The sequence below is a fragment of the Alpinimonas psychrophila genome (genome assembly GCF_014137865.1).
Lineage (GTDB): Bacteria > Actinomycetota > Actinomycetes > Actinomycetales > Microbacteriaceae > Alpinimonas > Alpinimonas psychrophila.
In genome coordinates this window covers 550,897-577,697 of record NZ_JACGWU010000001.1, presented here as the reverse complement: position 1 = coordinate 577,697, position 26,801 = coordinate 550,897, and the positions used below count along the sequence as shown (strand labels likewise).

Sequence of the window (26,801 nt, the reverse complement as noted above, 5' to 3'; positions counted from 1 at the left end):
CAACACCGTCCCTCAATTATAGGGTTTTCGACAACAGAACGACTTGTCTCGGGCTCGTTGCTACCGTGCATTGTGACGTAGAATTTTGACGACCTTGTAAACACCTGCCTTAGAGGAACCATGAACGTTGCCCTTGATCCTCGACTAGGAGCCCAGCACATTGGGTTCCGTCGTAAGGCAGCCGCGTATCTTTCTCTCACGAAGCCCCGCGTCATGGAGCTTTTGCTGGCCGTCACCGTGCCCACCATGTTCTTAGCCCAAGGGGGCATTCCGAATCTCCTTCTCGTTCTCGCCGTGCTCATCGGGGGCTCGATGAGCGCCGGTGCCGCGGGAGCGTTCAACTGTTATATTGACCGCGATATCGACCGCCTCATGCGCAGAACCAAGGGTCGACCTCTCGTGACCGGAGAGCTCAGCGATCGCGAGGCGTTTGTGTTCGCCTGGACATTGGCGATTGTTTCCACCATTTGGCTTGCCGTCTTCACGAATCTTCTGGCGACGTTGCTCTCCGTGGGCGCGATTGCGTTCTACGTCGTCATCTACACTCTTCTTCTCAAGCGACGCACCCCGCAGAATATCGTCTGGGGCGGCGCTGCCGGAGGCTTCCCGGTTCTTATCGGCTGGGCGGCCGTGACCGATTCCCTCACGTGGGCGCCGGTCATCCTGTTCGCCATTATTTTCTTGTGGACACCACCGCATTACTGGCCCCTGTCCTGGCGTTATCGTCAGGATTACAAGGATGCTGGCGTCCCCATGCTGACGGTCGTTCGCGGTCGGGTCACCGTCGGTTTGCAGATAGTGCTCTACGCCTGGGCGACGCTCGCGGCAACCCTTCTTTTGATTCCCGTTGCCCAAATGGGCGTTCTTTATAGTGCCGTCGCCCTGGTTGCGGGAATTTGGTTTGTCACCGAGAGCCACCGGTTATATGGACGCGCCATTCGTCACACTGACCCGTCGCCCATGCGCCTCTTCCACGGCTCAAACGCCTATCTTTCTATTATCTTTCTCGTGATTGCGATTGATCCGCTCCTTCCCTTTTAACACAAGGATTCTCTAGCACATGAGCATTTACGAAAAGCGCGCCACATTGCAGCTTTCGGATTCGGATCGGCGGGCTTTGGCCCATTCCCTCGAGACGCTTCCGGGTGACGTCGACCACAGCCTCGTGATCAATGGCCACGAGCTGGACATATCAGAGAACATTGTGCAGTCCGTCATCGACATGTTGACCCGACTGGCCGAAGGCAAGGGAGTGCTCGTAGGTTCGGTGGATGAACTCATGACGACCGGACAAACCGCCGAGTTCTTAGGGATTTCGCGCACCTATGTCATCCAATTGATTGACAAAGGCCTTCTTGAGGCCGAATACCGTGGCACTCACCGCCGCATCACAATGGGCTCGGCGATTGCGCATGCCAAGCGAACGCAACAACTTTAGAAAAAAGCTAAACGGGCTTTCGGAGGTTGAGTAGCACCAGCGTCACCGCGGCCGTGACGAGGCACGCTAGGAACATGTGCGTGCCCACCAGTAGCTCCGGCAGCCCCAGACGAGATTGGGCGATGCCGACAACTGCCTGAGCAATGTTTATGGCGATGAGGGCAATCATTGCCTTGCGCAGCGCCGATTGCCGAAAAATACCGGCCAATACCAGAAGCAGTACCGCGAGCCCCAGCGCAATGTAAGCGGGGTACGAGTGAATGTGTTGCAGAAGCTCGCTGTCGAGTCCGTTTCGTGGTGCGGCGGCGTCCCCGGCGTGCGGTCCTGAGCCGGTAGTCAGAATTCCCACGGTGAGTGTGACTGTCTGAAAAGCAGCCATAAGCCACGCAATCCAGACCAGTGCCGGCGATACCCGCCACGATCGTGGTGCGTTGCCACGGTAGACGCGAAAAACCAAGATCGTCGAGAGGATGATCAAACCGATGGAGACCACGAAGTGAAATCCAACCACGTAGGGGTTCAACTTCATGAGAACAGAGATACCGCCAATAACCGCCTGCGCGGGAATACCCAGGCCGATGAGCAGGGTGAGCCAGAAGAGATCACGACGTTGCTTCCGCATCCGCAGGATGAGAACGAACGCCGCAATGGCAACGATCACGAGCACAAACGTGAGCATTCGGTTACCGAACTCGATGACGCCGTGAATTCCCATCTCGGAGGTGTTCACGAGAGAGTCAGCGGTGCACTTGGGCCACGTCGGACAGCCCAGGCCACTGGCCGTGAGGCGAACAGCCCCGCCGGTGACCACAATCAGGGTCTGCACAACGAAGGTGCCCCAGGCCGCAACCCGAACACGACGGTCAACGGTGGCGGGCAACCACCTTATGAAGGCGTTTAACACGTTGCGAGTTGAATCAATAAGTTGTGCCAACGTGCTACTCCTTGGAAGAATCTGTTCGCTCATGAAGAACAACAAAGCCTGTTGATTTTGCAGCCCCCGGGCTAGACTTAGGGGAGTTCAGTGTGGTCAGCGCAAGCTGATATCTCGAAGGCGAGGACACGCAAGGTACCTGCGGGTTTCGTGATTGCCTTTCGAGTTCTTTCATCATTCTAGATTCGCTGGAGTCGCCTTGGTCGACGTTCTCTTTCGCTTTCGTAACAAGGCGGGAATGCATTGATGCGCGCGTGACTTATTAAAGAACACAACGCAATGAGAGGAAGCCATGTCAGACGTACTAATCGACCGGCCCGAACTTGATGGCTTAGGGACATACGAATTCGGCTGGCACGACAAAGACGCCGCTGGAGCCAGTGCTCGCCGCGGAATCAACGAGGATGTCGTCACCGATATTTCTAACCTCAAGAGCGAGCCTCAGTGGATGTTGGACGCACGCCTTAAGGCCTACAAGATGTTCCTGCGCAAGCCCATGCCAAAATGGGGCGCCGACATCTCGGGCATCGACTTTGACAACATTAAGTACTTTGTTCGCTCCACGGAAAAGCAAGCCCAAACGTGGGACGATCTTCCCGACGAGATCAAAGAGACCTACGAACGCCTTGGAATTCCCGAGGCAGAACGTCAACGTCTCGTCTCCGGTGTGGCGGCACAGTATGAGTCTGAAGTTGTGTATCACCAGATCAACGAGGACCTCGAGCGTCAGGGCGTCATCTTCATGGATACCGACACGGCGCTTCGCGAGCATCCTGAATTGTTCAAGGAATATTTTGCGACGGTTATCCCCGCGGGAGACAACAAGTTTGCGGCGCTCAACACCTCGGTGTGGTCCGGTGGCTCGTTCGTCTACGTGCCGCCCGGCGTTCACGTGGAGATTCCTCTCCAGGCCTACTTCCGCATCAACACGGAGAACATGGGGCAGTTTGAGCGAACGCTTATCATTGCCGACGAGGGAAGCTACGTTCACTACATCGAGGGTTGCACCGCCCCGATCTACAAGAGCGACTCGTTGCACTCTGCAGTTGTGGAAATCATCGTGAAGAAGAACGCGCGCGTTCGCTACACGACCATCCAGAACTGGTCGAATAACGTCTACAACCTTGTGACCAAGCGTGCCATAGCGCACGAGGGGGCCACCATGGAATGGATCGATGGCAACATCGGCTCCAAAGTCACGATGAAGTACCCCTCGATCTACCTGGTGGGCGAGCACGCCAAGGGTGAGACTCTGTCCGTAGCGTTTGCCGGCCCCGGTCAGCATCAAGATGCCGGCGCGAAGATGATTCACATGGCTCCGTACACTCAGTCATCAATCATCTCGAAGTCTGTGGCCCGTGGCGGTGGCCGAGCCGGCTACCGCGGCGAAGTACGAATTGATGCCAACGCACACCACTCCGCCAATACCGTCCGTTGCGACGCGCTCTTGGTTGATTCCATTTCCCGAAGTGACACCTACCCTGCCATCGATATTCGTGTCGATGATGTGCAACTGGGTCACGAAGCGACCGTCTCGAAAGTCAGCGCAGAACAGTTGTTCTACCTGATGTCTCGCGGCATGCCCGAAGACGAAGCCATGGCCATGATTGTGCGCGGCTTCATCGAACCCATTGCCCGCGAGTTGCCCATGGAATACGCGCTCGAACTCAACAAGCTCATTGAAATGGGCATGGAAGGGTCCGTCGGCTAAATGTCCCTCGCCTCACCCGATACCGCTACGACAACCACCCCTACAACGACAACCGAACAGCACGGCATCAAGGCCCATTCCAATGGAGCCGGCCGGGTTGCGCCCGTTCAGACGCGTTCGGCGCGTTTTAAATCCACTCACCCCGAAGATTTCGAGGCCGTCAACGGTCGCGAACTCGACTGGAAGCATTCCCCGGTCGCCAAGCTCACAGCTTTCACCGGTGGCGACCTCGACGGTTCGCGTTTTCCATACTCCGCAACGGAGTCTGCCGGTGTGAGCTTCTCTTGGATTCCCGTGACCGACCCCCGCGTGGGTTCGGTCGGCATCCCCGAGGATCGAGCATCGGCCAATGCGTGGAGCGCCGCAACTGAGGTGCTTCTCGTGTCGATCGGTGCGGAGGACGTGAGCGAGGTCACAATCACGCGCGATGCTCTGGGTTCCGCGCCGCGCGCCGCGCACATCATCATTGAGGCCGCTCCATTCTCAAAGTCAACCGTCATTATTCGCAACACTGGCGCCGCTCAGCTCGTCGAGAACGTGGAGATTCTGGCGGGGGAGAGTGCGAATCTGTCTGTGATCTCTGTTCAACAGTGGAATGCCGACGCCGTCCACTTGGGGTCGCATTTTGCACGCATTGGACGCGACGCCAACCTCAAACACGCCCTTGTTTCACTCGGCGGCGATGTGATTCGTATCAACCCCTCCGCCCACCTTGCCGAAGCCGGGGGATCCGTTGAGCTGCTCGGTCTGTACTTCGCCGACGCCGGCCAGCACATCGAGCAGCAGGTCTACGTTTTCCACGATGCACCCCAGACCAAGTCTCGGGTCACCTACAAAGGCGCCCTTCAAGGCAAGGGTGCTCGCACCGTTTGGATCGGTGACGTACTCATCGGTTCCAAGGGGATCGGAACCGACAGCTACGAGCAGAACCGCAACCTTGTTCTCTCCGAAGGCACCCGTGCCGATTCGATCCCGAACCTTGAAATTGAAACGGGCGACATCGCCGGCGCTGGTCACGCGAGTGCCACAGGGCGCTTCGATGACGAACAGCTTTTCTACCTGCAAGCTCGCGGCATCAACGAAGAAGAGGCTCGCAAACTGGTTGTGCGCGGATTCTTGAACGAAATTGTTCAGCAATTGCATGTTCCCGCGCTCGAAGCCGACATTCATGCGGCGCTCGATAGCGAACTTGAGAACGTTCACATTGCGAGTCTTCGCTAATGGCTCAAGAAAAAGTCTGCTCCGTATCAGAGCTCACGTTAAACACCGCCAAGCGCGTCATCGTCGGTGGAATTCCCATGGCACTGGTGTTGGACTCGGCTGGTGACATCCACGCCATTGGTGACACGTGCACGCACGGTGACATTTCCCTCTCCGAAGGATTCGTTGAAGATGACACCCTCGAATGCTGGGCTCACGGCTCAAAGTTCGAGCTGCGCACCGGGAAGCCGCTCACGCTTCCTGCCTACGAACCCGTTCCCGTGTTTACTGTCGTGACCATCGACGGTGACATTTACATTGACCCAACGCTCACGAAAGAGATCTAACTCATGTCAACACTGAAGATCACCGACCTGCATGTCAGCGTCGAGACCGAACAGGGCACCACGCAGATTCTGCGCGGAGTCGACCTGATAATCAACTCGGGCGAAACCCACGCCATCATGGGTCCCAACGGTTCCGGCAAGTCAACGCTCGCATACACCATCGCGGGTCACCCGAAGTACAAAGTCGAGAGTGGTTCAATCACGCTGGACGGTGCCGATGTTTTGGCCATGACCGTCGACGAACGTGCCCGTGCCGGCCTATTTTTGGCGATGCAGTACCCCGTTGAGATTCCTGGCGTCACCGTCACCAACTTCTTGCGCACCGCCAAGACCGCTATTGACGGGGAAGCACCGGCCATCCGTAATTGGATCAAGGATGTTCGCGTTGCCATGGAAAGCTTGCGCATGGACAAGACGTTCGCCGAGCGCAACGTCAACGAAGGATTCTCCGGCGGCGAGAAGAAGCGTCACGAAATCTTGCAACTCGAATTACTCAAGCCTCGCTTTGCGGTTCTGGATGAGACCGACTCAGGCCTCGACGTAGACGCGCTCAAGATTGTTTCGGAAGGCGTCAACCGCGCGAAGGAAAGCACCGGTCTTGGCGTTCTCCTCATCACGCACTACACCCGCATTCTTCGCTACATTCAGCCCGACTTTGTTCACGTCTTCGTGAATGGCCGCATTGCCGAAGAGGGTGGTCCTGAACTGGCCGATCGCCTCGAAAACGAGGGATACGACCGTTTCCTTGAGTTAGCCGTTTAAGAGTGTCTGTTTCACTGAGCGACGAGAAGTACAACGAGGTCATTGAGGCCCTGAAAGAGGTCATGGACCCCGAGCTCGGCATCAACATTGTCGACCTCGGTCTCATTTATGACCTCGCGTGGGACGAGGAGAATGACGCTCTCATCATTCACATGACCCTCACGAGCGCCGGCTGCCCCCTGACCGATGTTCTCGAGGAACAGACCGCCGAGTCGCTCGATAACGTCGTGAATGCCTTTCGCATTAACTGGGTTTGGATGCCACCCTGGGGACCTGAGAAAATCACGGATGACGGTCGTGACATGATGCGCGCCCTCGGCTTCTCCATCTAGTTTTTCGATCTCGTTTCTCCCTCTAGCATTGTTAGATTTGTTAGGTTAGGCTTACCTAAGTAAGACATGGCTCGGCCGGGCTTGTTTTAGCTTGTGTCCTGAACTATTACTGAAACATTGCTGAAAGTAGTCTCCTTTTGCGTCTCTCCACACGGTCACGCACCGTTCCCTTTATCTCACTAATCGCCGCGTCAGCTCTTGCCCTGACGGGTTGCGCCGGCGCCACCAGCGCCGAAGTTGGCTCGGGCAGCGGCACAACAAACGCTGGCGTCCTCACAATCTATGCCGGTCGCGATGAGGCTCTGATTTCTCCGTTACTGGAAATGTTCACGGCAGAGACCGGCATCGCAGTGGACGTGCGTTACGGCACGAGCCCAGAACTCGCCGCGCTGTTGATTGAAGAGGGAGATAGGTCTCCGGCCAACGTCTTTCTCTCGCAGGATGCAGGGGCGTTAGGTGCCCTGTCAACCGCTGACCTACTGGCGGGCCTCCCCAACGACATCACTGAAGTGATTCCTCAGGACTTTTCCTCGACCAATAGCGATTGGGTTGGGGTAACCGGCCGCGCTCGTGTTATTGCATATGATTCTCAAAAAATTGCGGCCACGGATGTTCCCGATTCCGTCCTAGAGCTAACGGCGCCCCAATGGAGCGGTCGCGTAGGGTTCCCTCCCGGGAACGCCAGCTTTCAGTCGTTCGTCACCGCTTTGCGTGTGATTGAGGGTGAAACCGTAGCTGAGCAATGGGTGTCAGATATGGCCGCTAACAGCCCCGTTTTGACCGAGAAGAATGGTGCAACCCTCGACCTCGTCAATTCTGGGCAACTCGATATTGCGTTGATCAACCACTACTACTGGTACCAGAGTGCCGCAGAGTTAGGGGTTGAGAACATGCGCGCGCAATTGAAATTCTTGCCAGGAGACGCCGGTGGAATCGTCAACGTTACCGGAGCCGGCATCATGAAAGGCTCGGCGTCCAATGCGGAAGCACTGCAATTTCTCCGCTTTTTGATTTCATCCGCAGCCCAGCAGTATTTTGTCAATGAGACCTTCGAATACCCGTTGTTGCCGGGAATCGATGCTCCGGTTGGATTGCCGTCCCTCTCAAGTCTTGCCAATGTAGAGTTGAATCTTGACGATTTAGAGTCTCTCAGCGACACCCAAAGAATGCTCGCCAAGCACGGTCTCCTGTAAACCCCGAGAACCTAAAACCAGTAACCCAAGGGATTCTGCGACCGTGCCACGTACCGTAGCAAATCAGCGGCTACCCCGACCTCTTGTCGCGGTAGCCGCCGTCGCCGCGCTTGTCGCGGTGATTCCCGTTGGCTACCTCCTCGTTCGGGCATTTGCTGAAGGTGGCGAATCATTTCTGAGCCTCTTGGAGCGTCCGCGCCTCCCGCTCCTGATTGGTAATTCTCTGGGGTTGGCCATCACCGTTACGTTCAGTGCCCTTGCAATTGGCCTCCCCAGTGCTTTTCTCCTCTCTCGCGTCAGAATCCCGCTGCGCGCATTCTGGATGGTGATAGCCGCTCTTCCACTTGCCGTTCCCAGCTACCTTGCCGCGTACGGACTTCTGGCAGCGTTTCCTACCATGCAGGGATTCGCGGCAGCATGGCTCGTCTTGACCATGGTCACGGTTCCTTACATCACGCTGCCGGTCGCCTCAGCCTTGCAGTCGGCAACAACCGACTTTGAAGATGTCGCGAGAACCTTGGGAAGGTCACCCTTCTCCGCATTGCTGTCAGGGTCGTGGCACAACGTTCGCACCCCCGCGCTTGCCGGTTCACTACTTGTTTTTCTTTACGTAATTTCCGATTTTGGGGGAGTGGCCCTCTTTCGCTTTCCCGTATTGACGACCGCCATATACCAGGCGTACGGGGCAAGCTACGACAGAAACTTGGCCGCCGTTCTGAGCCTTATCCTAATCACCCTGGCGATCATCATTGTGTTTGGCGAACGGCTCGCCAGGGGAAAAGCCCGGACCAGAAATGTCTCGAGGCTCACTGTCGGGCGAACGCGAATTAGTGACCTTCACCCACGACTAACACCGTTGTTTGCGGTTCTTTCCTTTCCCGCTTTCGCAGTGGTAGTGATTCCCGTGACCGTCATGCTCCTTCGAATGTTTTCAGCCGAGGCCCTGGCGAGCCTTGATCCGGCGCGATTATGGTCAGCGACGGTCAATACTCTCATCCTCAGTCTTGGTGGAGCTCTGGTTGCCGTGGCCCTCGCAACTCCCATTGCCCTTCTGGCGGCGCGCTATGGTGGTCGCCTCGTCGGCGCCATTGAATCAGCCGGATATCTTCCCCTGGCCCTCCCCGGAGTCGTCGTCGGTCTTTCACTTGTCTTTTTCGCTTTGGGGACAGCACCAGCGCTCTACCAAACAACTTTTCTGCTGGCCCTCGCCTACGGCTTCATGTTTCTCCCCAAGGCAATCGGCGGAATCCGATCTCGAGTGGCGGCTATCCCGTCATCCCTTAATGACGTATCGAGAACGCTCGGCTACACCCCGCTCCAGAGTTGGCGCTCTGTCACCGGGCCGCTATCGCGCCCCGGATTCCTTCTCGGGGGACTCCTGGTCATGGTCACGGCGATGAAAGAACTTCCTGCCACCCTCATGCTTCGACCTACGGGGATGGACACCCTGGCAACACTGCTCTGGTCCCGAACAGATGTGGCGTCCTACGGAGCGGCTGCCCCGTACGCCCTCATGCTTATAGTGTTGGCCGCCATTCCTGCTTTTCTGCTCTCCCAATCTGATCGCCGCGGAGGTTCCCCGCTATGACCGCTTTTCTCAGCATCACTGATCTCACAGTTGGTTACGGTGCAACCCCCGTCTTACGCGGAATCACGTTGGATGTATCCGATGCTGATTTCACCGCCATTGTGGGCCCGAGTGGATGCGGAAAGACGACACTTTTGCGCACAATCGCCGGTCTTGAGCGGGCAACATCCGGCGACATGCGCCTCGGCACTCAGATGTTGACCACTCACGGCATTCACCTCGCCCCTCACAAACGTAATATCGGTTGGGTTCCCCAAGATGCCTCTCTTTTTCCTCACCTCAACGTCGCGGAAAACATTGCTTTTGGGTTGGCAACATCGCTCAGGAGAGTCAAGAAGGCCGCCCGCAGTAACCGGGTGGCAGAGCTTCTAGAGCTCGTTTCCCTCACCGCATTTGGGCTTCGCATGCCCCACGAACTTTCAGGAGGTCAGGCCCAGCGGGTGGCCCTTGCGCGAGCGCTAGCGAACCGGCCTCAACTCGTTTTGCTCGACGAACCGTTTGCTGGCCTCGACCCCATCCTGCGGTCTGATCTGCGTTCCGAAGTCAAAGCCATCTTGGCGCGTGCCCAAACGGCCGCGTTGCTCGTCACCCACGACCAAACGGAAGCCCTTTCGTTGGCGTCTCATGTCGCTCTCATGCATGACGGCATCATTGAGCAAGCCGGATCTCCGCTGGACGTTTATTCGTCGCCAGCTACGGTGTGGTGCGCCGAGTTTTTGGGGGACGCGAACGTTCTTCACGCCACGACGGTTCAGGGCGAAAGCGATCCCAACGGCTTAAATGGCCCTCATGATTCAGCGTTAAGTGCTCTTGGAATCACGCCAATGACCTGGATGGAAGGTGGCACGCAACCAGTTCCTGGAGAGCTTGTTTCCCTCATGGTTCGCCCAGAATCACTCTCTCTCGTTACGGGCCAGGGGTGGCGCGTAACCGAGACCTCGTTCGCTGGGCATGACGGGCTAGTCACCCTAGTCGCTGATACGAAAACGCCCCTTGCGGCACGTTCGCATACCACCGTTCCGGTGCTTCAGGTATTGGTAGCCGCCCGCCAGATGCCTCTCATCGGGGCGAATTATGACGTTAAACTCACCGCTCCAGCATTGGGGTATGCCCCCTGAGCTAAAGTTTTGGGATACCTCGTCGAACAGGAGATCCACGAAAATGACTGGCTTCAACACTCGTGCTATTCACGCTGGACAGGAACCTGATCGCGTCACGGGCGCTGTCGTCCCGCCCTTGTATCTCACAACTACTTTTCGGCAAGACGTTCCAGGAGAGCCACTTGGCGGTTTCGAATATTCGCGCTGCGCGAACCCCACGCGATCTGCTCTGGAAGCAAATCTGGCGTCTCTGGAGGGCGGAACGCACGCCTATTCCTTCGCCAGCGGGATGGCGGCCGAGGATGCATTCCTGCGGGCAACGCTCAAGCCTGGCGACCACATTGTCTTAGGCAACGATGCCTATGCAGGAACTTACCGCGTCATCGACAACATCCTTGTTCCGTGGGGGGTCTCCCACTCGTGTATCGACTTCACCGATCTGGCCCATGTGGCCGAGGTCATCAGCGCCACGAAACCACGCGTTGTTCGCATTGAAACCCCCACGAATCCGATGATGACCATCGTCGATGTTGCCGGCGTGAGCGCCATTGCCCATCAGCACGGAGCGCTGGTCCTCGTGGACAATACCTTTGCAACGCCTGCTTTGCAGCGTCCATTTGAGCTCGGAGCGGATGCCATCGTGCACTCCACAACGAAGTATCTCGGGGGCCACAGTGACGTTATTGGCGGAGCTGTTGTTGTCAACAATGACGAACTTGCCGAGAAAGTCGCGCAGATTCAGAACTGGCTCGGCGCCGTTTCCTCGCCCTTCGATGCTTACCTCACCCTCCGCGGGATCAAGACGCTTGGCCTTCGGATGGGGCGCCATTCCAGTAACGCCCAAACGCTTGCCGAAGCGTTGGAGCGTCACCCCGCAATCTCCCGCGTGTTGTACCCGGGTCTTGCCTCGCATCCGTTGCACGATGTTGCTCGCCGGCAGATGAGCGCCTTCGGTGGAATGCTGTCCCTTCAACTTGCCAGCGGTTCCGCAGCAGCCCGTGCCCTTCAAACACGCACGGAACTTTTCATTCTCGCGCCATCACTGGGCGGCGTCGAGTCTCTCATTGAATACCCGAGTGCCATGACCCATCAATCGGTCGGAGGCACCGTGCTTGAAGTGCCCGATAACCTCGTTCGCCTCAGTGTCGGCATCGAAAACATCGAGGATCTACTCGCGGACATTACCCAGGCATTGGACTCCCTCAGCAATCGATAGCAAAACGGTGCGTCAAGATACGACTTATGAGGTTACATAACGTCACAAGTCGTTACAAGTCTCAACTCAAATTCCTCATCCCGGGCTTTCACTGCATGCTTATGGCGTACCCATTCGCCTCGTGAAAGTGACGCGAAATAACAAGAGGACTCCACACCATGGCCCGTCAGATTCGATTCAACGCTTTCGATATGAGCTGCGTCGGGCATGTCACCGGGGGAACCTGGCGCCACCCCGACAGCCAAGCGTCCCGCTACAAAGACATCGACTACTGGACCGAGCTCGCCCAGTTGCTAGAAAAGGGCATCTTTGACGGCATCTTCATTGCGGACGTGTTGGGAACCTACGACGTCTACGGCGGCAACCACGATGCCGCTATCGCTCACGCCGCACAGGTCCCTGTGACGGATCCCTTGATGGTGGTGTCGGCCATGGCTGCAGCCACAAAACACTTGGGGTTCGGTGTGACCGCCGGAACTTCTTACGAGCATCCGTACCCTTTCGCCCGCCGTCTGTCTACATTGGATCATTTGACGAAGGGTCGCATCGGTTGGAATATCGTGACGGGCTACTTGCCTTCAGCTGCCCGCAACATGGGCAACGAAGATCAGCTCGAGCATGACGCGCGCTATGCCCATGCCGATGAATACCTCGAGGTGCTCTACAAACTCTGGGAAGGCTCGTGGGAAGATGACGCGGTGATTCGCAACCGCGAGACCGGCGTGTACACCGACCCCGCTAAGGTGCACAGCATCAACCACAAAGGCGAGTTTTTCACGGTTCCCGGCATTCACTTGGTTGAACCTTCGCCGCAGCGCACCCCCGTTATTTTCCAGGCAGGAGCGTCGAAGCGTGGCATCGCGTTTGCTGCCGATAACGCCGAGGCGATCTTTGTTGCGGGTCCGACGAAAGAAATTGTGGCTCGTCAGGTCACCGAGATTCGCGAAGCCCTCGAAGCCTCCGGTCGCGGTCGTGATTCGGCGCGCATCTATGCCATGCTCACGGTCATCGTCGACGAGTCGAACGAGAAGGCGCATGCCAAGCACCAGGAATACCTTGACTACGCCTCGCCGGAGGCCGCGCTGGTCCTGATGTCGGGCTGGATGGGTGTGGACCTCTCGGAGTTCGATCTCGATGAACCTCTCGGCAACATCAAATCAAACGCCATACAGTCTATTGCCGCTGCCCAGCAGGAGGGTGACAAGCCTGCGGGGGAGTGGACCGTGCGCGACATCGCTGAATATTCCAAGGTGCGCGGTTTCGGCTCCGTCATTGTTGGCGACCCTGGTGAGATTGCCGACCAGCTCGAAGAGTGGGCAGAATTCACGGATGCCGACGGCTTCAACTTGGCCTACGCCGTTACCCCCGGGACGTTCGAGGACATAGTGAAGTGGATCGTCCCTGAACTCCAACGTCGGGGCGTATACCCGACCGAATACGCCACCGGAACATTCCGCCAAAAACTGTTCAATAAGGGTGATCACCTGGCCCCCGCCCACCGCGGTTATCAATACAAAGTCAGCAAACCCGTCGTCAGTTCACGTAGCGCGACGGAATTGTGACGTAACAATTCATCATCCGCGAAAGGGGTCACGCTGCTTCGTGCTAACGTTGCCCCATCGTGATAAACACTCGTCTCTGTTGTTGTTGTCTCTAGTTCATAACTGAACTAGTTCGTTTGCGTGCCATCTGTAGCGCACGCCCCCACACAACAATTTCGAGACGTTTCCTCTTTCACAGGGGATGCTCTCCCTCATCTTTAGGGAACCCTCTACGTGAAGTATTCACACGCCATTACGGGCACCATCGGCAATACCCCCCTCGTCCGCCTGACCTCCGTCACCGAAGGAATAACGGCCACAATCCTCGTCAAAATTGAGTACGCGAATCCAGGGGGATCCTCAAAAGATCGCATTGCTGAACGCATCCTTGATGCTGCCGAGCGCGACGGCCTTCTCTTGCCGGGCGGCACCATCGTCGAGGCAACTTCGGGCAACACGGGCGTTGGGCTGGCACTCTTTGCCCAGCAACGGGGATACAAAACCATCTTCGTTGTTCCCGACAAGGTCTCCCTCGATAAGCAGAACACGATGCGTGCCTATGGCGCCGAGGTTATCTCCACTCCCACAAACGTCGAACCCAGCGATCCGCGATCGTACTACTCCGTCTCGGATCGTCTCGCCCGGCAGATTCCCGGAGCCTTCAAGCCCAACCAATATGACAACCCCAACGGACCTGCGAGCCACTACGCCACCACCGGTCCCGAAATCTGGAACGATACCGATGGCGGAGTCACCCATTTCGTCGCGGGGGTTGGTACCGGCGGCACCATCACCGGCACCGGTCGTTTCTTAAAAGAAGCATCGGACGGCCGCGTCACGATCATTGGTGCCGACCCCCAAGGATCCATCTACTCGGGCGGACCGATCCACGGTTATAACGTCGAGGGAGTCGGTGAGGACTTCTGGCCCGGCGCCTTCGACGCGAGCCTGCCCGATGACGTCATCATGGTCACGGATGCTGAATCTTTTGCCATGACACGTCGCCTTGCCCGTGAGGAGGGTTTGCTCGTCGGCGGATCATCCGGCATGGCCGTGGTTGCCGCTCTCAAGGCAGCCGCAGCCCTGACCAAAGATGACGTTGTCGTAGCTTTGCTTCCCGACAGTGGACGCGGCTACCTCGGCAAAATCTTTAATGACGAATGGATGATCGACCACGGCTACGACGTGGCGATAACCCCTGAGCAAGCTGAGCTTCGCGCGCGGATCGCCGCCGTCCTCGACCCTATTTTCGCCTAAAACGGCGACCACTTACCCCCAATAAAGGAGCTTTGCCATGTCAAAATTCAATACCCTCGCCGTCCATGCCGGTCAAGATGTCGACGTCGCAACCGGCGCCGTGATCCCGCCGCTGCACCTCAGTTCGACCTTCAAACAGGACGGCGTGGGCAACATGCGGGCCGGCTATGAGTACTCTCGCAGCGGCAACCCGACCCGGGCCAACCTGCAAACAAACCTCGCGGCGCTCGAGGGAGGATCGCACGCCTTTGCATTCTCCAGCGGCCTTGCCGCCGAAGACACGCTTCTGCGGTCCCTGCTTCAACCAGGGGATCACGTCGTTATTGCCAATGACGTTTACGGGGGTACGTACCGTCTCATCAACGGTGTTTTCAGCAAATGGGGAATCACCCATACCGCCATCGACATGAGTGATCCTGAGGGTGCCCGTGCCGTCATCGCCAGCACGAAGCCTAAGGTGGTCTGGATCGAGACACCCTCCAACCCCATGCTTCGGATCATTGACATCGCCGCCATGGTTGAGGTTGCTCACGCGTCTGGCGCCGTCGTCGTGGTCGACAACACATTTGCCACGCCCGCACTCCAGCAACCACTTTCGCTCGGTGCCGACGCGGTGGTTCACTCCACGACAAAGTACCTCGGTGGGCACAGTGATGTCGTGGGAGGTGCCGTCATCTTGCAGAACTACACGCTCGCCGAGCAGGTGGCGTACCTCCACAACGCGGCCGGTGCCATTGCCTCACCTTTTGACTCGTACCTCACAGTTCGCGGCATCAAGACACTTGCGGTACGCATGGACCGTCACTCGCAGAACGCGGGGGCAATTGCTGAGCGCCTTCAGTCGCATCCGCGGGTAGAAAATGTCTTCTACCCCGGGCTTCCCTCACACGTTGGTCATGACATTGCTCGGGCTCAGATGTCAGGATTCGGCGGCATGATTTCGATCACCGTCACCGGGGGAGAGGCGGCCGCTCGTCATGTCGTTGCCAACACGCATCTCTTTACCCTGGCGGAGTCTCTGGGCGGCGTGGAATCCCTCGTTGAATTCCCCTTTGCCATGACGCACGCCTCGGTCGCCGGAACCGCCCTCGCCGTTCCCGAGAATCTCGTTCGCCTCAGCGTCGGCATCGAAGACGTCGACGATCTCACCGACGACATTGTCGCCGCCCTCGACTCGCTCGACTCGCTAGCGAACAACGCTTAAGGAGCATCTGATGACGACCCCCACCACAACGACGCTTCCCGTAATTGATCTCTCTCTCCTAGCGGGATCTGAGGCCGACGTTCGAGAATTCCGTGAAGAACTGCGCAGGGCAACTCACGAAGTTGGGTTCTTCTATCTGATCGGCCACGGAATTCCGACGGCTGTCATCGACAACATGATGGAGGTATCGCGACAATTTTTCGCCCTCCCGGAGTTCGAGAAGCTCGCTATCGAGAATACGAACAGTCCCCATTTTCGGGGCTACACCAGAATGGGTGGAGAGCTGACGCAGGGCAAGACGGACTGGCGTGAGCAAATCGATATCGGTGCGGAACGCCACGCCGTCTCCGCCACTGATCAGCAAGACGATTTTTGGGTCCTACAGGGGCCCAATCTCTGGCCAGAAAATCTCCCTCAACTTGAACCTGCCGCCATCGATTGGATGGAACGTCTGGGAGACATAAGTCGCACGCTCTTGGCCGAGTGGGCGGTGGCTCTTGGAGCCCCGCGCGACACGTTCGACACGGCCTTTGATCGCATGCCGTCACCTCACCTCAAGATTGCGCGCTATCCAGGCTCGCGCGCGGGAGCGGGCCAAGAGCCAGTGCAAGGCGTCGGTGCTCACAAGGACCTGGGCGTGTTGACGTTGCTCTATGTCGAAGAGGGAAAGGAAGGATTGCAGGTCCAACATGACGGTCAGTGGATCGATGCTCCGCCCGTGAGTCACGCCTTCGTTGTCAATATCGGAGAGCTATTGGAGATTGCGACAGACGGTTATCTCAAGGCAACGTTGCACCGCGTTATCTCGTCTCAGGAGGGAGAGGACCGAATCTCCTTGCCGTTTTTCTACGGACCTCGACTGGACGCTCACATAAATGTCATTGATCTCGACCTTGAATACCGCAATGCCGCACAGGGAATCACCACGGACCCCGGCAACATTATTCACTCGGTCTATGGGCAAAATTGGCTCAAGAGTCGGGTCCGGGCCCATCCCAATGTGGTCGCAGCTCATCACCCGCACCTTCTCTAGAGTCGCCTTTCACTGCCGACCGCCAGCCACCAGGAAAAGGCAATCGGCCCCCTCCGTCACAGGAGAGGGCCGATTGTCGTCAAAGACGCCTATTTCTTGGCGCGAGAGACGAGTTTCCAGGTCACGGGCAAAAGCACTCCGGCCGCAACGGCCTTGAGAATGTCACCGGGGACGAAAGGCAAGAAACCGGCCTGAAGCGTGGCACCCATGTCATTGGGGTACCCCAGTTGCCCCAGGGCAACGGAAAGCCAGGGGAGTCCCACAGCATAAATAACAGCGGTACCGGCCAAGAACGCGACAGCGGCGCCGACAATCTGACGATCCCACGAGCGTTGTGCGAGCCAGCCTGTGAGCACGGCCGCAAGGACAAAGCCGACAAGGTAACCACCGGTGGGGCCAGCGATGACGTGCCAGCCGGCGGAACCTTCAGTAAAGATCGGAAGGCCGATTGCCCCAAGCGCGATGTAGAGCACCATGGAAAGGGCACCCCGGAGCGCGCCCAAGGTCGTCCCTACGAGGAGCACAGCGAATGTTTGACCGGTAATCGGCACGGGCCACATTGGAATGACAAGCTGAGCCGCTCCCGCGGTCAAGGCAGCTCCGGCAACAACCATCGTGATATTTGCCGCCGCGCTGCGGGCACCAAGCCGATCAACTAATACAGTACGCGTTGGCGCGAGAGTCAAATTGGACACAGGTCTCCTAGAGTCAAAGGGAATATTACAGGCGGTGCTCCGCAGAGTCTTCGCCTTGCTTTTATACTAGAGGAGCCCCCGACAACTCGGGCTTAGCAATCGCGTCACAAAAGATCGGGTATTTCTGTGCTCAACGTCCAAGACCTTGAGCTTCGCGTAGGCGCTCGTGTTCTCATGGAGAATGTGTCGTTCCGCGTCTCTAACGGGGACAAAATCGGCCTTGTGGGTCGTAACGGTGCGGGTAAAACCACCCTCACCAAGACATTAGCCGGGGACTTACAGCCTTCCGGTGGTTCCATCGAACGCATTGGCGAGATTGGGTACCTTCCCCAGGACCCGCGTTCTGGCAACCCGGAAGACCTTGCGCGCACACGCATCCTCGATGCCCGAGGTCTCGGTTCCATCGTTCTGCAGATGCGCGAAGCAACGGATGGCATGGCCAGCACCGACCTCAAGGTCAGCGAAGCAGCGATGAAATCCTACGGTGATCTCTCCGACCGTTTCATGGCGCTCGGGGGTTACGCGGCCGAAGCCGAAGCAGCATCGATCGCCAGCAACCTGAGCCTGCCCGACCGCATCCTCGATCAGCCCCTGAGCACCCTCTCCGGTGGTCAGCGCCGCCGCATTGAGCTTGCCCGCATTCTCTTCTCCGGCGCCGAGACCATGCTTCTCGATGAGCCCACGAACCACCTCGATGCCGACAGCGTCGTCTGGTTGCGCGAATTTTTGAAGGGCTACAAAGGTGGCCTGATCGTGATCAGCCACGATGTCGAACTCGTTGGCGACACGGTAAACCGGGTTTTCTACCTCGATGCAAATCGTCAGGTCATCGACATCTACAACATGAACTGGAAGAATTACCAGCGTCAACGTGAGACGGATGAACAACGACGCAAACGTGAACGCACCAACGCCGAACGTCAAGCCACGACGCTCCAAACCCAGGCAGCCAAGATGGGTGCCCGTGCCTCGGGTGCCGTAGCTGCCAAGCAGATGGTCAAGCGTGCCGAGACTCTCATGGCTGGACTGGACGACGTTCGCGCCACCGATCGCGTTGCCAAGCTACGCTTCCCCGATCCCGCACCGTGTGGCAAAACGCCGCTCATGGCCACCGATCTCTCGCGCAGCTACGGTTCGCTCGAGATCTTTACCGCCGTGGACCTGGCCATCGACCGCGGTTCCAAGGTCGTTATCTTGGGCTTCAACGGTGCCGGAAAGACCACCCTCCTCCGTATTCTCGCAGGAGTCGACAAGCCCGACACCGGGGAGCTGATTCCTGGTTTTGGTCTAAAGATCGGCTACTACGCCCAAGAGCACGAAACCCTAGATGTAAAGCGTTCCGTGTTGGAGAACATGGTCAGCGCATCCCCTCACCTTACGGAGATGGAAGCGCGCCGGGTCCTCGGTTCGTTCCTCTTTAGTGGGGACGATTCGCAAAAACCTGCCGGAGTTCTGTCCGGTGGTGAAAAGACTCGTCTGGCCTTGGCGATGCTCGTCGTCTCCAGCGCCAATCTCTTGCTCTTGGATGAGCCGACGAACAACTTGGACCCCGTCAGTCGTGAGGAGATCCTCGGTGCTTTGGCATCCTATAAGGGTGCCGTCGTTCTCGTGAGCCACGATGAGGGCGCTGTCGAGGCCCTCAACCCCGAACGCGTACTTATCTTGCCTGATGGCGTTGAAGACCACTGGAACAAGGATTACTTCGACCTCATCGGTCTCGAATAGGACCTCACGGACCAGAATCGGTCAGTGTGATTCATCCATCAGTTGATCTTCGATCTCGGCATCTGATGGAGAACGAAGAGCTTTCTTAGCCCGCACGCCAGCATTTCGTTCGATCTCTTTCGGATCGTCGGCATTACGGATGCGCCACTCGTTACGAATGGCCCAGCCGAGCCCAATGAAACCCATAATCGCGAAAAGAATCCATTGGAACGCGTAGCTCAAGTGGGGGCCCTCGTCTAACTGGGGTCGTTGAACGGATGCCGGGGGAGCCTCGATGGGATCAGGCGATTCTGATGTCATGACCCCGTAGGCACCGGTGTACGTTGGCTGGGCCAACATGCTAGCAATCAACGGCAATTCGATGGTCGCAACCTGGCCCGGGATAGCTCCCCGACCAACGATGCTCGGTTCTCCCGCCTTGAGCCGTGCCACGACGGTGACCTCCCCCCTCGGAGGGGTAGGAATATGGTCGGGGGCATCCTGCGACTCCCCGGTTGGTAGCCAGCCGCGATCAACAATAAACACCGCGCCGGAAGGCAACCTGAGCGGCGTAAGAACTTCGAAGCCGGGAGCTCCATCTCGTGGACGGCCGCGCACGAGCATTTCATCTTCGGCGACATAGGTGCCGGTCATTGTCACCGGTAACCATTTTTCGTCGGCGTTGAAGGCGTCCAGTGCGGGAAGAGCGTCTGTGAGTGACACAGGTGTCGAGTCAAAGTTCTCTAAGATTCGCGTCATCTCCAGGCGCGCTTCGTCCCGGCGTGCAAACTGCCACATCCCTAAGGCCACGCAGGAAATGGCGAACAATATGGTCACCAGAAGGTAGGCCAACCACCGTCGGGTGAAGACCTGCTTGAGCCACGGCGCGTTCACTCGGCTCCATCCAACTCTTCAACGACGGCAGGAAATGACCGAGATGAAAGAAATTCAAGCAGGAACTTTTCATGCTCGACACAGGTAAGCCAGATTTTTCTTCGGTCACTGGCGTGAATTTTCGGGTTTCGCCAGACGACCTGAGACGTCGCCGTATTTCGACATCCCGCCCGTGAACACTGAACGTCGAGAGGAGCAAGAGAGATCACGAACGCTTGTCGTTCCCGCCGTTATGAGCACCGAAACTGTTGGCTAAGACAATCGAGCCTGGCCGAACAACCTCAGCATGTTTAGGGGCAGCAGCAACGTTTGCAACGACGACCGCAAAATAGGGAAGAACGATGGCCCCAGCCGCAAAGATAATCAACCACCAACCCTGCACGACGAGAAGGAGAACGATACAGACCATGCGAATTCCCATGGCAACCGAATACTTGATCATGCGAACGTGACGCTCATGATCAGGAGAAGCGGGGAGAGAGGTGACGGACTGCTGGGCTTTCTTCATCTTGAGACGTGTCCTTAGGTGAACTGTTAGGCCTAAAGCCTACGGCTAGGCTTGCCTCTGCGCATCTAAAATGGACCCCGTTCGCCCCTAGGAGCCCGTGATTTCGCTCAAAGCGCGTGAAGCGCATCCGGCTGGAGGAAAAGTGACTGCTCGTACCGTTCTCATTACTGGTGGTAATCGTGGCATCGGCTACGCCTTGGCCGAAGAGTTCGTGGCCCAAGGGCACCGCGTGGCAGTCACGGCACGATCGGGGGAAGGTCCCGCCGGTTGTTTAACTGTCACTGCCGATGTTACCGATGGGGCTTCGTTAGATGCCGCCTACGCTCTGATTGAAGCTCAACTTGGACCGGTGGAGGTCGTCGTTGCAAACGCTGGTATCACGCGGGACACGCTCATCATGCGCATGAGCGATGAAGATTTCGACACTGTTGTGGACACCAACTTGGGCGGTGCCTTTAAAGTTGTCAAGCGTGCGACCAAAGGCATGCTCAAGGCTCGTTTCGGTCGAATTATTTTGATTTCCAGCGTCGTCGGGCTCTACGGGTCCGCGGGCCAAGTTAACTATTCTGCTTCCAAGAGTGCTCTCGTCGGAATGGCTCGCTCACTGACCCGGGAACTAGGGTCACGGGGTATTACCGCAAATGTCGTCGCCCCGGGGTTCATCGAAACCGACATGACGGCCGCGTTACCCGAAGAACAGCAGGCCGAGTACAAGCGGAACATTCCCGCAAACCGGTTTGCCACACCGTCAGAGGTGGCGAAAGTTGTAGCGTGGCTCGCTTCCGATGACGCGGGCTACATTTCGGGAGCCGTCATTCCCGTAGACGGCGGTCTAGGAATGGGGCACTAGCTCTTTAGATCAAGCCGATGATGTCGAGTGCCTTGGCGAGGTCGCGCTCATTGAGTACAACGTTTGCTTGCTCTTGAACGATCGGCTTGGCACAAAACGCAATGGAAAGACCGGCTACCGCCATCATGGCGAGGTCATTGGCGCCGTCGCCAATCGCGACGGTGTCGTTCAGCGAGGTCTGGGTCTCGAGGGCCCACGCGCTGAGCGCTACAGCCTTCGCGGCACCATCAATAATTTCACCGACGACATGACCCGTCAGCCGACCGTCCACAACTTCCAGGCGGTTGGCCTTCCAAAAATCAAGACCGAGGTCCTCAGCGAGGGGATCAAGAAGTTCCTGAAAGCCTCCCGAAACGACACCCACGTGGCCGCCGAAGGCCTTGACACCGGCAATGAGCTCAGGGACACCCTTCGTGACGCGAATGCGGGAGCGAACGACGTCAAAGACGCTCTCGGGAAGGCCGGCCAGTGTGGCAACACGCTCTCGTAGGCTCTGCACAAAATCGAGCTCACCGCGCATGGCTCGTTCGGTGACCTCGGCGACAAGCTCCAGCGAGCCTGCCTCGGCGGCAAGAAGTTCAATGACTTCATTCTCGATGAGGGTGGAATCGACATCGAGGACGACGAGAACCCGCTGCGACCGGATTGTGCGGATCGGACTTGTCGTGGTGGCAACATAACTCATGGCTCGACCAACACTCCCTTTGCTACGACGGTTATGCCCGAGTCCGTCACCGTAAACCCCCGAGCACGGTCGCGCGTGGCATCCACACCGATTGTGGCACCTGGCCTGACGACGACTTCCTTGTCAAGAATCGCTCGAATCACAACCGCATCCTGACCGACCTCAACGTGATCAAACAGCACGGAGTCAACAACTCTGCAACCCGAGTGAAGCCTGGTCCAAGGACCGAGAACACTGCGCTCAATGTGGGAACCCGAGATGAGGGAACCCAGTGACACGATCGAATCAATCGTCGCCCCCAAACTGCCTTTGGCATCCCTCACGAACTTGGCCGGGGGCGAGTTCACCTGCATCGAGTAGATGGGCCAGTCGCTGTTATACAAATTGAAGATCGGAAGGGCCGAAATGAGATCCTGATGCGCGTCAAAAAATGAATCTATAGATCCGACATCGCGCCAATAGTAACGATCGCGCAGCGTAGAGCCCGGAACCGTGTTGCGTTGAAAGTCGTACACGCCGGCCTCACCACGGTCAACGAAATACGGAATGATGTCGCCCCCCATGTCATGCGTCGATTCGGCCCGTTCGCCATCCGCTTCGACGGCCTCGATCAGCGCATCCGTGTCAAAGACGTAATTCCCCATCGAGGCGAGCACTTCGTGGGGAGCGTCGGGCAACCCAATGGGATTTTTGGGCTTTTCGAGAAACTGAGTGATCGCCGTCGGGTCAGCGGGGTCGACTTCGATTACACCAAATTGATCTGCCAAAGCGATGGGCTGCCGAATAGCAGCGACGGTAGCGCGTTTTCCAGAGGCAACATGGGCCGCGATCATCTGATCGAAATCCATGCGATACACGTGGTCGGCGCCCACCACAACAACGATGTCTGGCTTCTCGTCGCGCACAAGGTTGAGGCTTTGAAGAATCGCATCGGCTGAGCCGCTAAACCATCGTTTCCCCAGGCGCTGCTGCGCTGGAACAGATGCTACGTAGGCACCGAGGAGCGATGACATTCTCCACGTCTGCGAAACGTGGCGGTCTAGGGAATGTGACTTGTATTGCGTCAACACTACAATTTGGCGGAGCGAAGAATTGATGAGATTCGAAATTGCAAAGTCCACGAGGCGGTATTGACCACCGAAGGGAACCGCGGGCTTTGCCCGGTCTACGGTCAACGGCATCAGCCGTTTTCCTTCGCCTCCAGCAAGAACAATCCCGAAAACCTTCTGTGGCGTCATGGCCAAAATCATACGCCAGCAATCTCAGTATTTTCTCGGTTCCTTCTTTCAATCAAGAAGTGTTTTCACGATGGCATTGGCACCTCTGCACTAACGTGGAAAACATGCGTGTAGAGCTACTTACCAAAGAATATCCTCCCGAAATTTATGGGGGAGCGGGCGTGCATGTCACAGAGCTTGTCGCGGCTCTTCGCGAGAGTATTTCCGTGACCGTTCGTTGTTTTGGCGCGGACCGCACTGAGGCCGACGTGTTTGCGTACCGGGTACCTGCCGAACTGACTTCGGCGAACAGTGCCCTTGCCACCCTCGGCGTCGATCTCCAGATGGCAAACGATGTTGTGGGCGCCGACGTTGTTCACTCCCACACCTGGTATGCCAACGAGGCTGGACGACTCGCGCAGCTCGTGCACGGCATCCCGCACGTCATCACCGCACACTCCCTCGAACCGCTACGCCCGTGGAAGGCCGAGCAACTTGGTGGAGGATATCGGCTGTCCGGCTTCATTGAGAAATCGGCCTATGAAGCAGCGGACGCCGTGATTGCCGTGAGCGAAGGCATGCGTCAGGACATCCTGCGGTGTTACCCCGCCATTGATCCAGCCAAGGTGCACACGATTCACAACGGCATCGATTGTGAGGCGTGGCGTCCAACCGAGAACGCTGGCGTGTTTGAGCGTTATGACATCGATCCGACCCGTCCATCGGTTGTTTTTGTTGGACGCATTACTCGCCAAAAGGGGTTGCCCTACCTTCTCGAGGCTGTTCAAACATTACCTGCCGACGTGCAAATCATCCTGTGTGCCGGTGCCGCCGATACGCCCGAGATCCTTACCGAGGTTGAAGCAAAAGTTGCGACCCTTCGCCAGACACGATCAGGGGTGATCTGGATCTCCGAGCATCTTCCTCGGCACGAGCTCTCGGCAGTCCTCACGCAGGGCACGATCTTTGTGTGCCCCTCGATCTATGAACCTCTCGGGATCGTCAACCTCGAGGCCATGGCCTGCGGGATTCCCGTTGTGGGTACAGCAACCGGCGGCATCCCTGAAGTCATTGAGGATGGAGTGACCGGCTGGCTCGTCCCTCTCGAACAAGTCACGGACGGGACAGGCACGCCGCTTTACCCCCAGACATTCATCAAAGATTTAAGCGCCACCTTGAATCACGCCCTCGCCGACCCTGCTCGCGCCGCGGAGATGGGCCGTGCCGCGCGCCAGCGGGCGAAGGATCATTTTGACTGGGCACGCATTGCCACCCAGACACGGGCCGTCTACGACATCGTCTGCACTCGATAGGTCGATAACATGGGAGCTATGTCTTTGGTGCTCCGACTCTCTAATGTTTCCCTCGAACGAGGTGGTAACACCATCGTTGACAACGTCAGCTGGGAAGTTACTTCTGACCAGCGCTGGGTCATCCTCGGGCCCAACGGCGCGGGCAAGACATCCATTCTTGAATTAGCTGCCGCGTGGGAAGTCCCCACCTCTGGCACGGCCCTCGTTTTAGGCGAGGATCTCGCCACCGGTGATCCCGAAGAGATTCGTCCACGCGTGGGATTGGCGTCTTCCGGCATGGCCAAGCGCATTCCTCCGACCGAGATCGTTGTCGATGCGGTTGTCACGGCCGCCTATGCTGCCGCCGAGCGTCGTGGTGAAGTGTACGAAGACATTGACCTCCGCCGCGCCCGTCGCGTCCTCACTGAATGGCGTTTGGAGGGCTTGACCAACCGTGAGGTTGGCACGCTGAGCGAAGGCGAACAGAAGCGCCTGCAGATTGCCCGCTCGATCATGACCGATCCAGAGGTTCTTTTGTTGGATGAGCCCTCGGCCGGCCTCGATTTGGGAATGCGCGAGGAACTCATGTCCATGCTGAGCGCCTTCGCGTCCAGCTCGACCGCTCCGGCAATCATCATGGTCACTCACCATGTCGAAGAGATTCCTCGGGGCTTCACCCACGCGCTCCTGCTGGCTAACGGCAGGGTCGTCGCTGCGGGCCCTCTGAACGAAACTCTGACGAGCGACAACCTCACGAAGGCATTCGGCGTGAGTGTTGACGTCGTGAATAATAACGGTCGCTTTAGTGCGGCGGCACGACCCCAGTAATCCCTGCTTTCTCGTCACCGGCGCTGAGGCTCAACACGATGAGGCCCAACGCGATGAGGCCCACAGCAACGCCCTGAGCATGCCTGCCCGTCTGTTATAGTTATAAGTCGGCATCGTAGCTAGTATGTTCGTGCCGAAAGCTTCGTGCGTGAGAGTTCTCACCACACATAACCACGCATTATCACTCAAAGGAATTCCTGATGAAGTCTGACATTCACCCCACATACGCCGCCGTCGTTTTTCACGACCTCGCTTCAGACGAATCGTTCCTCACGCGCTCGACCGTCACGAGCAGCAAGACGATCGAGTGGACCGACGGCAACACGTACCCCATCATCGACGTTGAGATCTCCAGCGCCTCGCACCCGTTCTACACGGGCAAGCAGCGCATCATGGACTCCGCCGGTCGTGTCGAGAAGTTCAACCAGCGCTTCAAGGGCTTCGGCGCGTAATTCGACACTTCTCTTTAGTTTTCACAAAAAAAGTGGTCAGCATCAGCTGACCACTTTTTTTTATTGCCTCTACTCCCGAAAAATCGCCTTAGCGGACGGGCCAAAGACCATCTCCCGGGAAAACAGCGAGGCCCTGGCCGCGACGCCACTCGGCGTAGCTTGCCGCCTGAGCAGCCGCCCACGTGACCTGAGCATCATGTAAATCGTTAGCGCTCATGTTGAGCTCCGTGGCGTATTTGCGGCCGATAGCTTGCGCGACACGGCCGGCTGCAATTGCGTCCACTGCAGCATCGTGGGCTCCTTCGAGAGAAACACCGTAGTAGGCCGACGCCGCCTCGAGGGTGCGCTTGCCTTTGCGATACTTATCGACCTGCTTGTCGATGACGAGAGGATCGATGACGGGCTTCACCGACGCAATTGTGTCTAAGCCGTACCGTTTCGCTTCACGATCAAGAATCGAGAAATCATAGGAGGCGTTGTACGCGACAACGGGGACGCCCGCGTCGAAATACCCTTGCAGCAGTGTCAAAATCTCGAAAATGCTGTCGGGAGCGGGGGCACCCTCTGCCCGCATTCGTTCGGTCGTAATGCCGTGAACGGCGGTCGCCTGGGCGGGGATCTCGATGCCACAATCAATCAGCCAATCACGCCCCTGAGTACTCTCGCCATCGGGGGTCAGCACACTGACATGCGCACTCACGATGCGGGTGGTCTCCGTTGCGATGCCGGTTGTTTCGGTATCAAAGACGGCTAGGACATTGGCCCATTCGGGCAGTTTCGAGTCAGTCACCCCTTCACTCTAGAGGCGGCCCCCGACATC

General features: G+C 57.6%; 26 protein-coding genes and 1 pseudogene. 20 read left to right on the top strand and 7 right to left on the bottom strand.

Annotated elements, in window-relative coordinates; translation table 11 throughout:
- Positions 1-120 precede the first annotated feature (120 nt).
- On the top strand, positions 121-1,041 hold the full coding sequence (locus FB555_RS02660) for a heme o synthase (RefSeq protein ID WP_182483875.1): 921 nt from the start codon (positions 121-123) through the stop codon (positions 1,039-1,041).
- 19 nt (positions 1,042-1,060) lie between these two features.
- The gene (locus FB555_RS02655) at positions 1,061-1,438 is read left to right on the top strand and encodes a helix-turn-helix domain-containing protein (RefSeq protein WP_182483874.1); all 378 of its coding nucleotides are present in this window, start codon (positions 1,061-1,063) and stop codon (positions 1,436-1,438) included.
- 7 nt (positions 1,439-1,445) lie between these two features.
- Here FB555_RS02655 and FB555_RS02650 read toward each other — a convergent pair whose 3' ends face one another.
- Positions 1,446-2,372, bottom strand: a complete 927-nt coding sequence (locus tag FB555_RS02650) for a COX15/CtaA family protein (RefSeq protein ID WP_246323501.1) — start codon at positions 2,370-2,372, stop codon at positions 1,446-1,448.
- Positions 2,373-2,664: 292 nt separating this feature from the next.
- Here FB555_RS02650 and sufB point away from each other — a divergent pair, with 292 nt between their 5' ends.
- The 13 genes and pseudogenes from sufB (at position 2,665) to FB555_RS02585 (ending at position 16,856) form a co-directional block, all read left to right on the top strand.
- Positions 2,665-4,083: a Fe-S cluster assembly protein SufB gene (gene sufB / locus FB555_RS02645; protein WP_182483872.1), complete on the top strand. Its 1,419-nt coding sequence runs from the start codon at positions 2,665-2,667 to the stop codon at positions 4,081-4,083.
- Complete coding sequence (gene sufD, locus FB555_RS02640) at positions 4,084-5,304, top strand: Fe-S cluster assembly protein SufD (protein WP_182483871.1); 1,221 nt, start codon at positions 4,084-4,086, stop codon at positions 5,302-5,304.
- Positions 5,304-5,630, top strand: coding sequence for a non-heme iron oxygenase ferredoxin subunit (locus FB555_RS02635; protein ID WP_182483870.1), 327 nt, complete (start codon positions 5,304-5,306; stop codon positions 5,628-5,630). The genes sufD and FB555_RS02635 overlap by 1 nt, the downstream gene beginning before the upstream one ends.
- A 3-nt stretch (positions 5,631-5,633) precedes the next feature.
- Positions 5,634-6,392, top strand: a complete 759-nt coding sequence (gene sufC, locus FB555_RS02630; protein WP_182483869.1) for a Fe-S cluster assembly ATPase SufC — start codon at positions 5,634-5,636, stop codon at positions 6,390-6,392.
- A gap of 2 nt (positions 6,393-6,394) precedes the next feature.
- Positions 6,395-6,724, top strand: coding sequence for an iron-sulfur cluster assembly protein (locus FB555_RS02625; protein WP_182483868.1), 330 nt, complete (start codon positions 6,395-6,397; stop codon positions 6,722-6,724).
- A 137-nt stretch (positions 6,725-6,861) separates the two neighbouring features.
- Positions 6,862-7,917: an extracellular solute-binding protein gene (locus FB555_RS02620; protein ID WP_182483867.1), complete on the top strand. Its 1,056-nt coding sequence runs from the start codon at positions 6,862-6,864 to the stop codon at positions 7,915-7,917.
- A 43-nt stretch (positions 7,918-7,960) separates the two neighbouring features.
- A complete protein-coding gene (locus FB555_RS02615; protein ID WP_182483866.1) occupies positions 7,961-9,505 on the top strand; it encodes an ABC transporter permease subunit in 1,545 nt (514 codons plus the stop codon).
- Entirely contained in the window at positions 9,502-10,623 is a 1,122-nt protein-coding gene (locus FB555_RS02610) for an ABC transporter ATP-binding protein (RefSeq protein ID WP_182483865.1), read from the top strand. The genes FB555_RS02615 and FB555_RS02610 overlap by 4 nt, the downstream gene beginning before the upstream one ends.
- Positions 10,580-11,821, top strand: coding sequence for a cystathionine gamma-synthase (locus tag FB555_RS02605; protein ID WP_425485578.1), 1,242 nt, complete (start codon positions 10,580-10,582; stop codon positions 11,819-11,821). The genes FB555_RS02610 and FB555_RS02605 overlap by 44 nt, the downstream gene beginning before the upstream one ends.
- A 158-nt stretch (positions 11,822-11,979) precedes the next feature.
- Complete coding sequence (locus FB555_RS02600; protein WP_182483863.1) at positions 11,980-13,383, top strand: LLM class flavin-dependent oxidoreductase; 1,404 nt, start codon at positions 11,980-11,982, stop codon at positions 13,381-13,383.
- Between the two features lie 213 nt (positions 13,384-13,596).
- A pseudogene (locus FB555_RS02595) lies at positions 13,597-14,544 on the top strand (pyridoxal-phosphate dependent enzyme); the annotation flags it as partial.
- A 112-nt stretch (positions 14,545-14,656) separates the two neighbouring features.
- Positions 14,657-15,823 carry a cystathionine gamma-synthase gene (locus tag FB555_RS02590; protein ID WP_182483861.1) on the top strand — a complete coding sequence of 389 codons (1,167 nt, stop codon included), beginning with the start codon at positions 14,657-14,659 and terminating at the stop codon, positions 15,821-15,823.
- A gap of 10 nt (positions 15,824-15,833) precedes the next feature.
- Positions 15,834-16,856, top strand: a complete 1,023-nt coding sequence (locus FB555_RS02585; protein ID WP_182483860.1) for an isopenicillin N synthase family dioxygenase — start codon at positions 15,834-15,836, stop codon at positions 16,854-16,856.
- Between the two features lie 89 nt (positions 16,857-16,945).
- Here FB555_RS02585 and FB555_RS02580 read toward each other — a convergent pair whose 3' ends face one another.
- Positions 16,946-17,551, bottom strand: coding sequence for a biotin transporter BioY (locus tag FB555_RS02580; RefSeq protein ID WP_182483859.1), 606 nt, complete (start codon positions 17,549-17,551; stop codon positions 16,946-16,948).
- Positions 17,552-17,677: 126 nt separating this feature from the next.
- On the opposite strand from FB555_RS02580, the gene FB555_RS02575 reads away from it, so the two are divergent.
- On the top strand, positions 17,678-19,276 hold the full coding sequence (locus FB555_RS02575) for an ATP-binding cassette domain-containing protein (protein WP_182483858.1): 1,599 nt from the start codon (positions 17,678-17,680) through the stop codon (positions 19,274-19,276).
- A 21-nt stretch (positions 19,277-19,297) separates the two neighbouring features.
- Here FB555_RS02575 and FB555_RS02570 read toward each other — a convergent pair whose 3' ends face one another.
- Together FB555_RS02570 and FB555_RS02565 are read right to left on the bottom strand one after the other, a co-directional pair.
- Positions 19,298-20,149: an SURF1 family cytochrome oxidase biogenesis protein gene (locus FB555_RS02570; RefSeq protein WP_460359592.1), complete on the bottom strand. Its 852-nt coding sequence runs from the start codon at positions 20,147-20,149 to the stop codon at positions 19,298-19,300.
- A gap of 205 nt (positions 20,150-20,354) precedes the next feature.
- Positions 20,355-20,657: a DUF3099 domain-containing protein gene (locus FB555_RS02565; RefSeq protein ID WP_182483857.1), complete on the bottom strand. Its 303-nt coding sequence runs from the start codon at positions 20,655-20,657 to the stop codon at positions 20,355-20,357.
- 97 nt (positions 20,658-20,754) lie between these two features.
- On the opposite strand from FB555_RS02565, the gene fabG reads away from it, so the two are divergent.
- Complete coding sequence (gene fabG, locus FB555_RS02560) at positions 20,755-21,507, top strand: 3-oxoacyl-ACP reductase FabG (RefSeq protein ID WP_343046380.1); 753 nt, start codon at positions 20,755-20,757, stop codon at positions 21,505-21,507.
- Positions 21,508-21,511: 4 nt separating this feature from the next.
- On the opposite strand, the gene serB is transcribed toward fabG, so the two are convergent.
- On the bottom strand, positions 21,512-22,192 hold the full coding sequence (gene serB / locus FB555_RS02555) for a phosphoserine phosphatase SerB (protein WP_182483855.1): 681 nt from the start codon (positions 22,190-22,192) through the stop codon (positions 21,512-21,514).
- Positions 22,189-23,430 carry a glucose-1-phosphate adenylyltransferase gene (locus tag FB555_RS02550; RefSeq protein ID WP_182483854.1) on the bottom strand — a complete coding sequence of 414 codons (1,242 nt, stop codon included), beginning with the start codon at positions 23,428-23,430 and terminating at the stop codon, positions 22,189-22,191. The genes serB and FB555_RS02550 overlap by 4 nt, the downstream gene beginning before the upstream one ends.
- Positions 23,431-23,534: 104 nt before the next feature.
- Here FB555_RS02550 and glgA point away from each other — a divergent pair, with 104 nt between their 5' ends.
- The 3 genes from glgA to FB555_RS02535 all read left to right on the top strand — a co-directional run bounded on the left by glgA (position 23,535) and on the right by FB555_RS02535 (position 25,981).
- A complete protein-coding gene (gene glgA / locus FB555_RS02545) occupies positions 23,535-24,722 on the top strand; it encodes a glycogen synthase (protein ID WP_182483853.1) in 1,188 nt (395 codons plus the stop codon).
- A gap of 18 nt (positions 24,723-24,740) precedes the next feature.
- Positions 24,741-25,529, top strand: a complete 789-nt coding sequence (locus FB555_RS02540) for an ABC transporter ATP-binding protein (RefSeq protein WP_182483852.1) — start codon at positions 24,741-24,743, stop codon at positions 25,527-25,529.
- Positions 25,530-25,729: 200 nt separating this feature from the next.
- The gene (locus FB555_RS02535; protein WP_182483851.1) at positions 25,730-25,981 is read left to right on the top strand and encodes a type B 50S ribosomal protein L31; all 252 of its coding nucleotides are present in this window, start codon (positions 25,730-25,732) and stop codon (positions 25,979-25,981) included.
- Between the two features lie 88 nt (positions 25,982-26,069).
- Here the strand turns inward: FB555_RS02535 and FB555_RS02530 are convergent, their stop codons facing one another.
- Positions 26,070-26,771 carry an exonuclease domain-containing protein gene (locus FB555_RS02530; protein ID WP_182483850.1) on the bottom strand — a complete coding sequence of 234 codons (702 nt, stop codon included), beginning with the start codon at positions 26,769-26,771 and terminating at the stop codon, positions 26,070-26,072.
- Between the last annotated feature and the right edge of the window lie 30 nt (positions 26,772-26,801).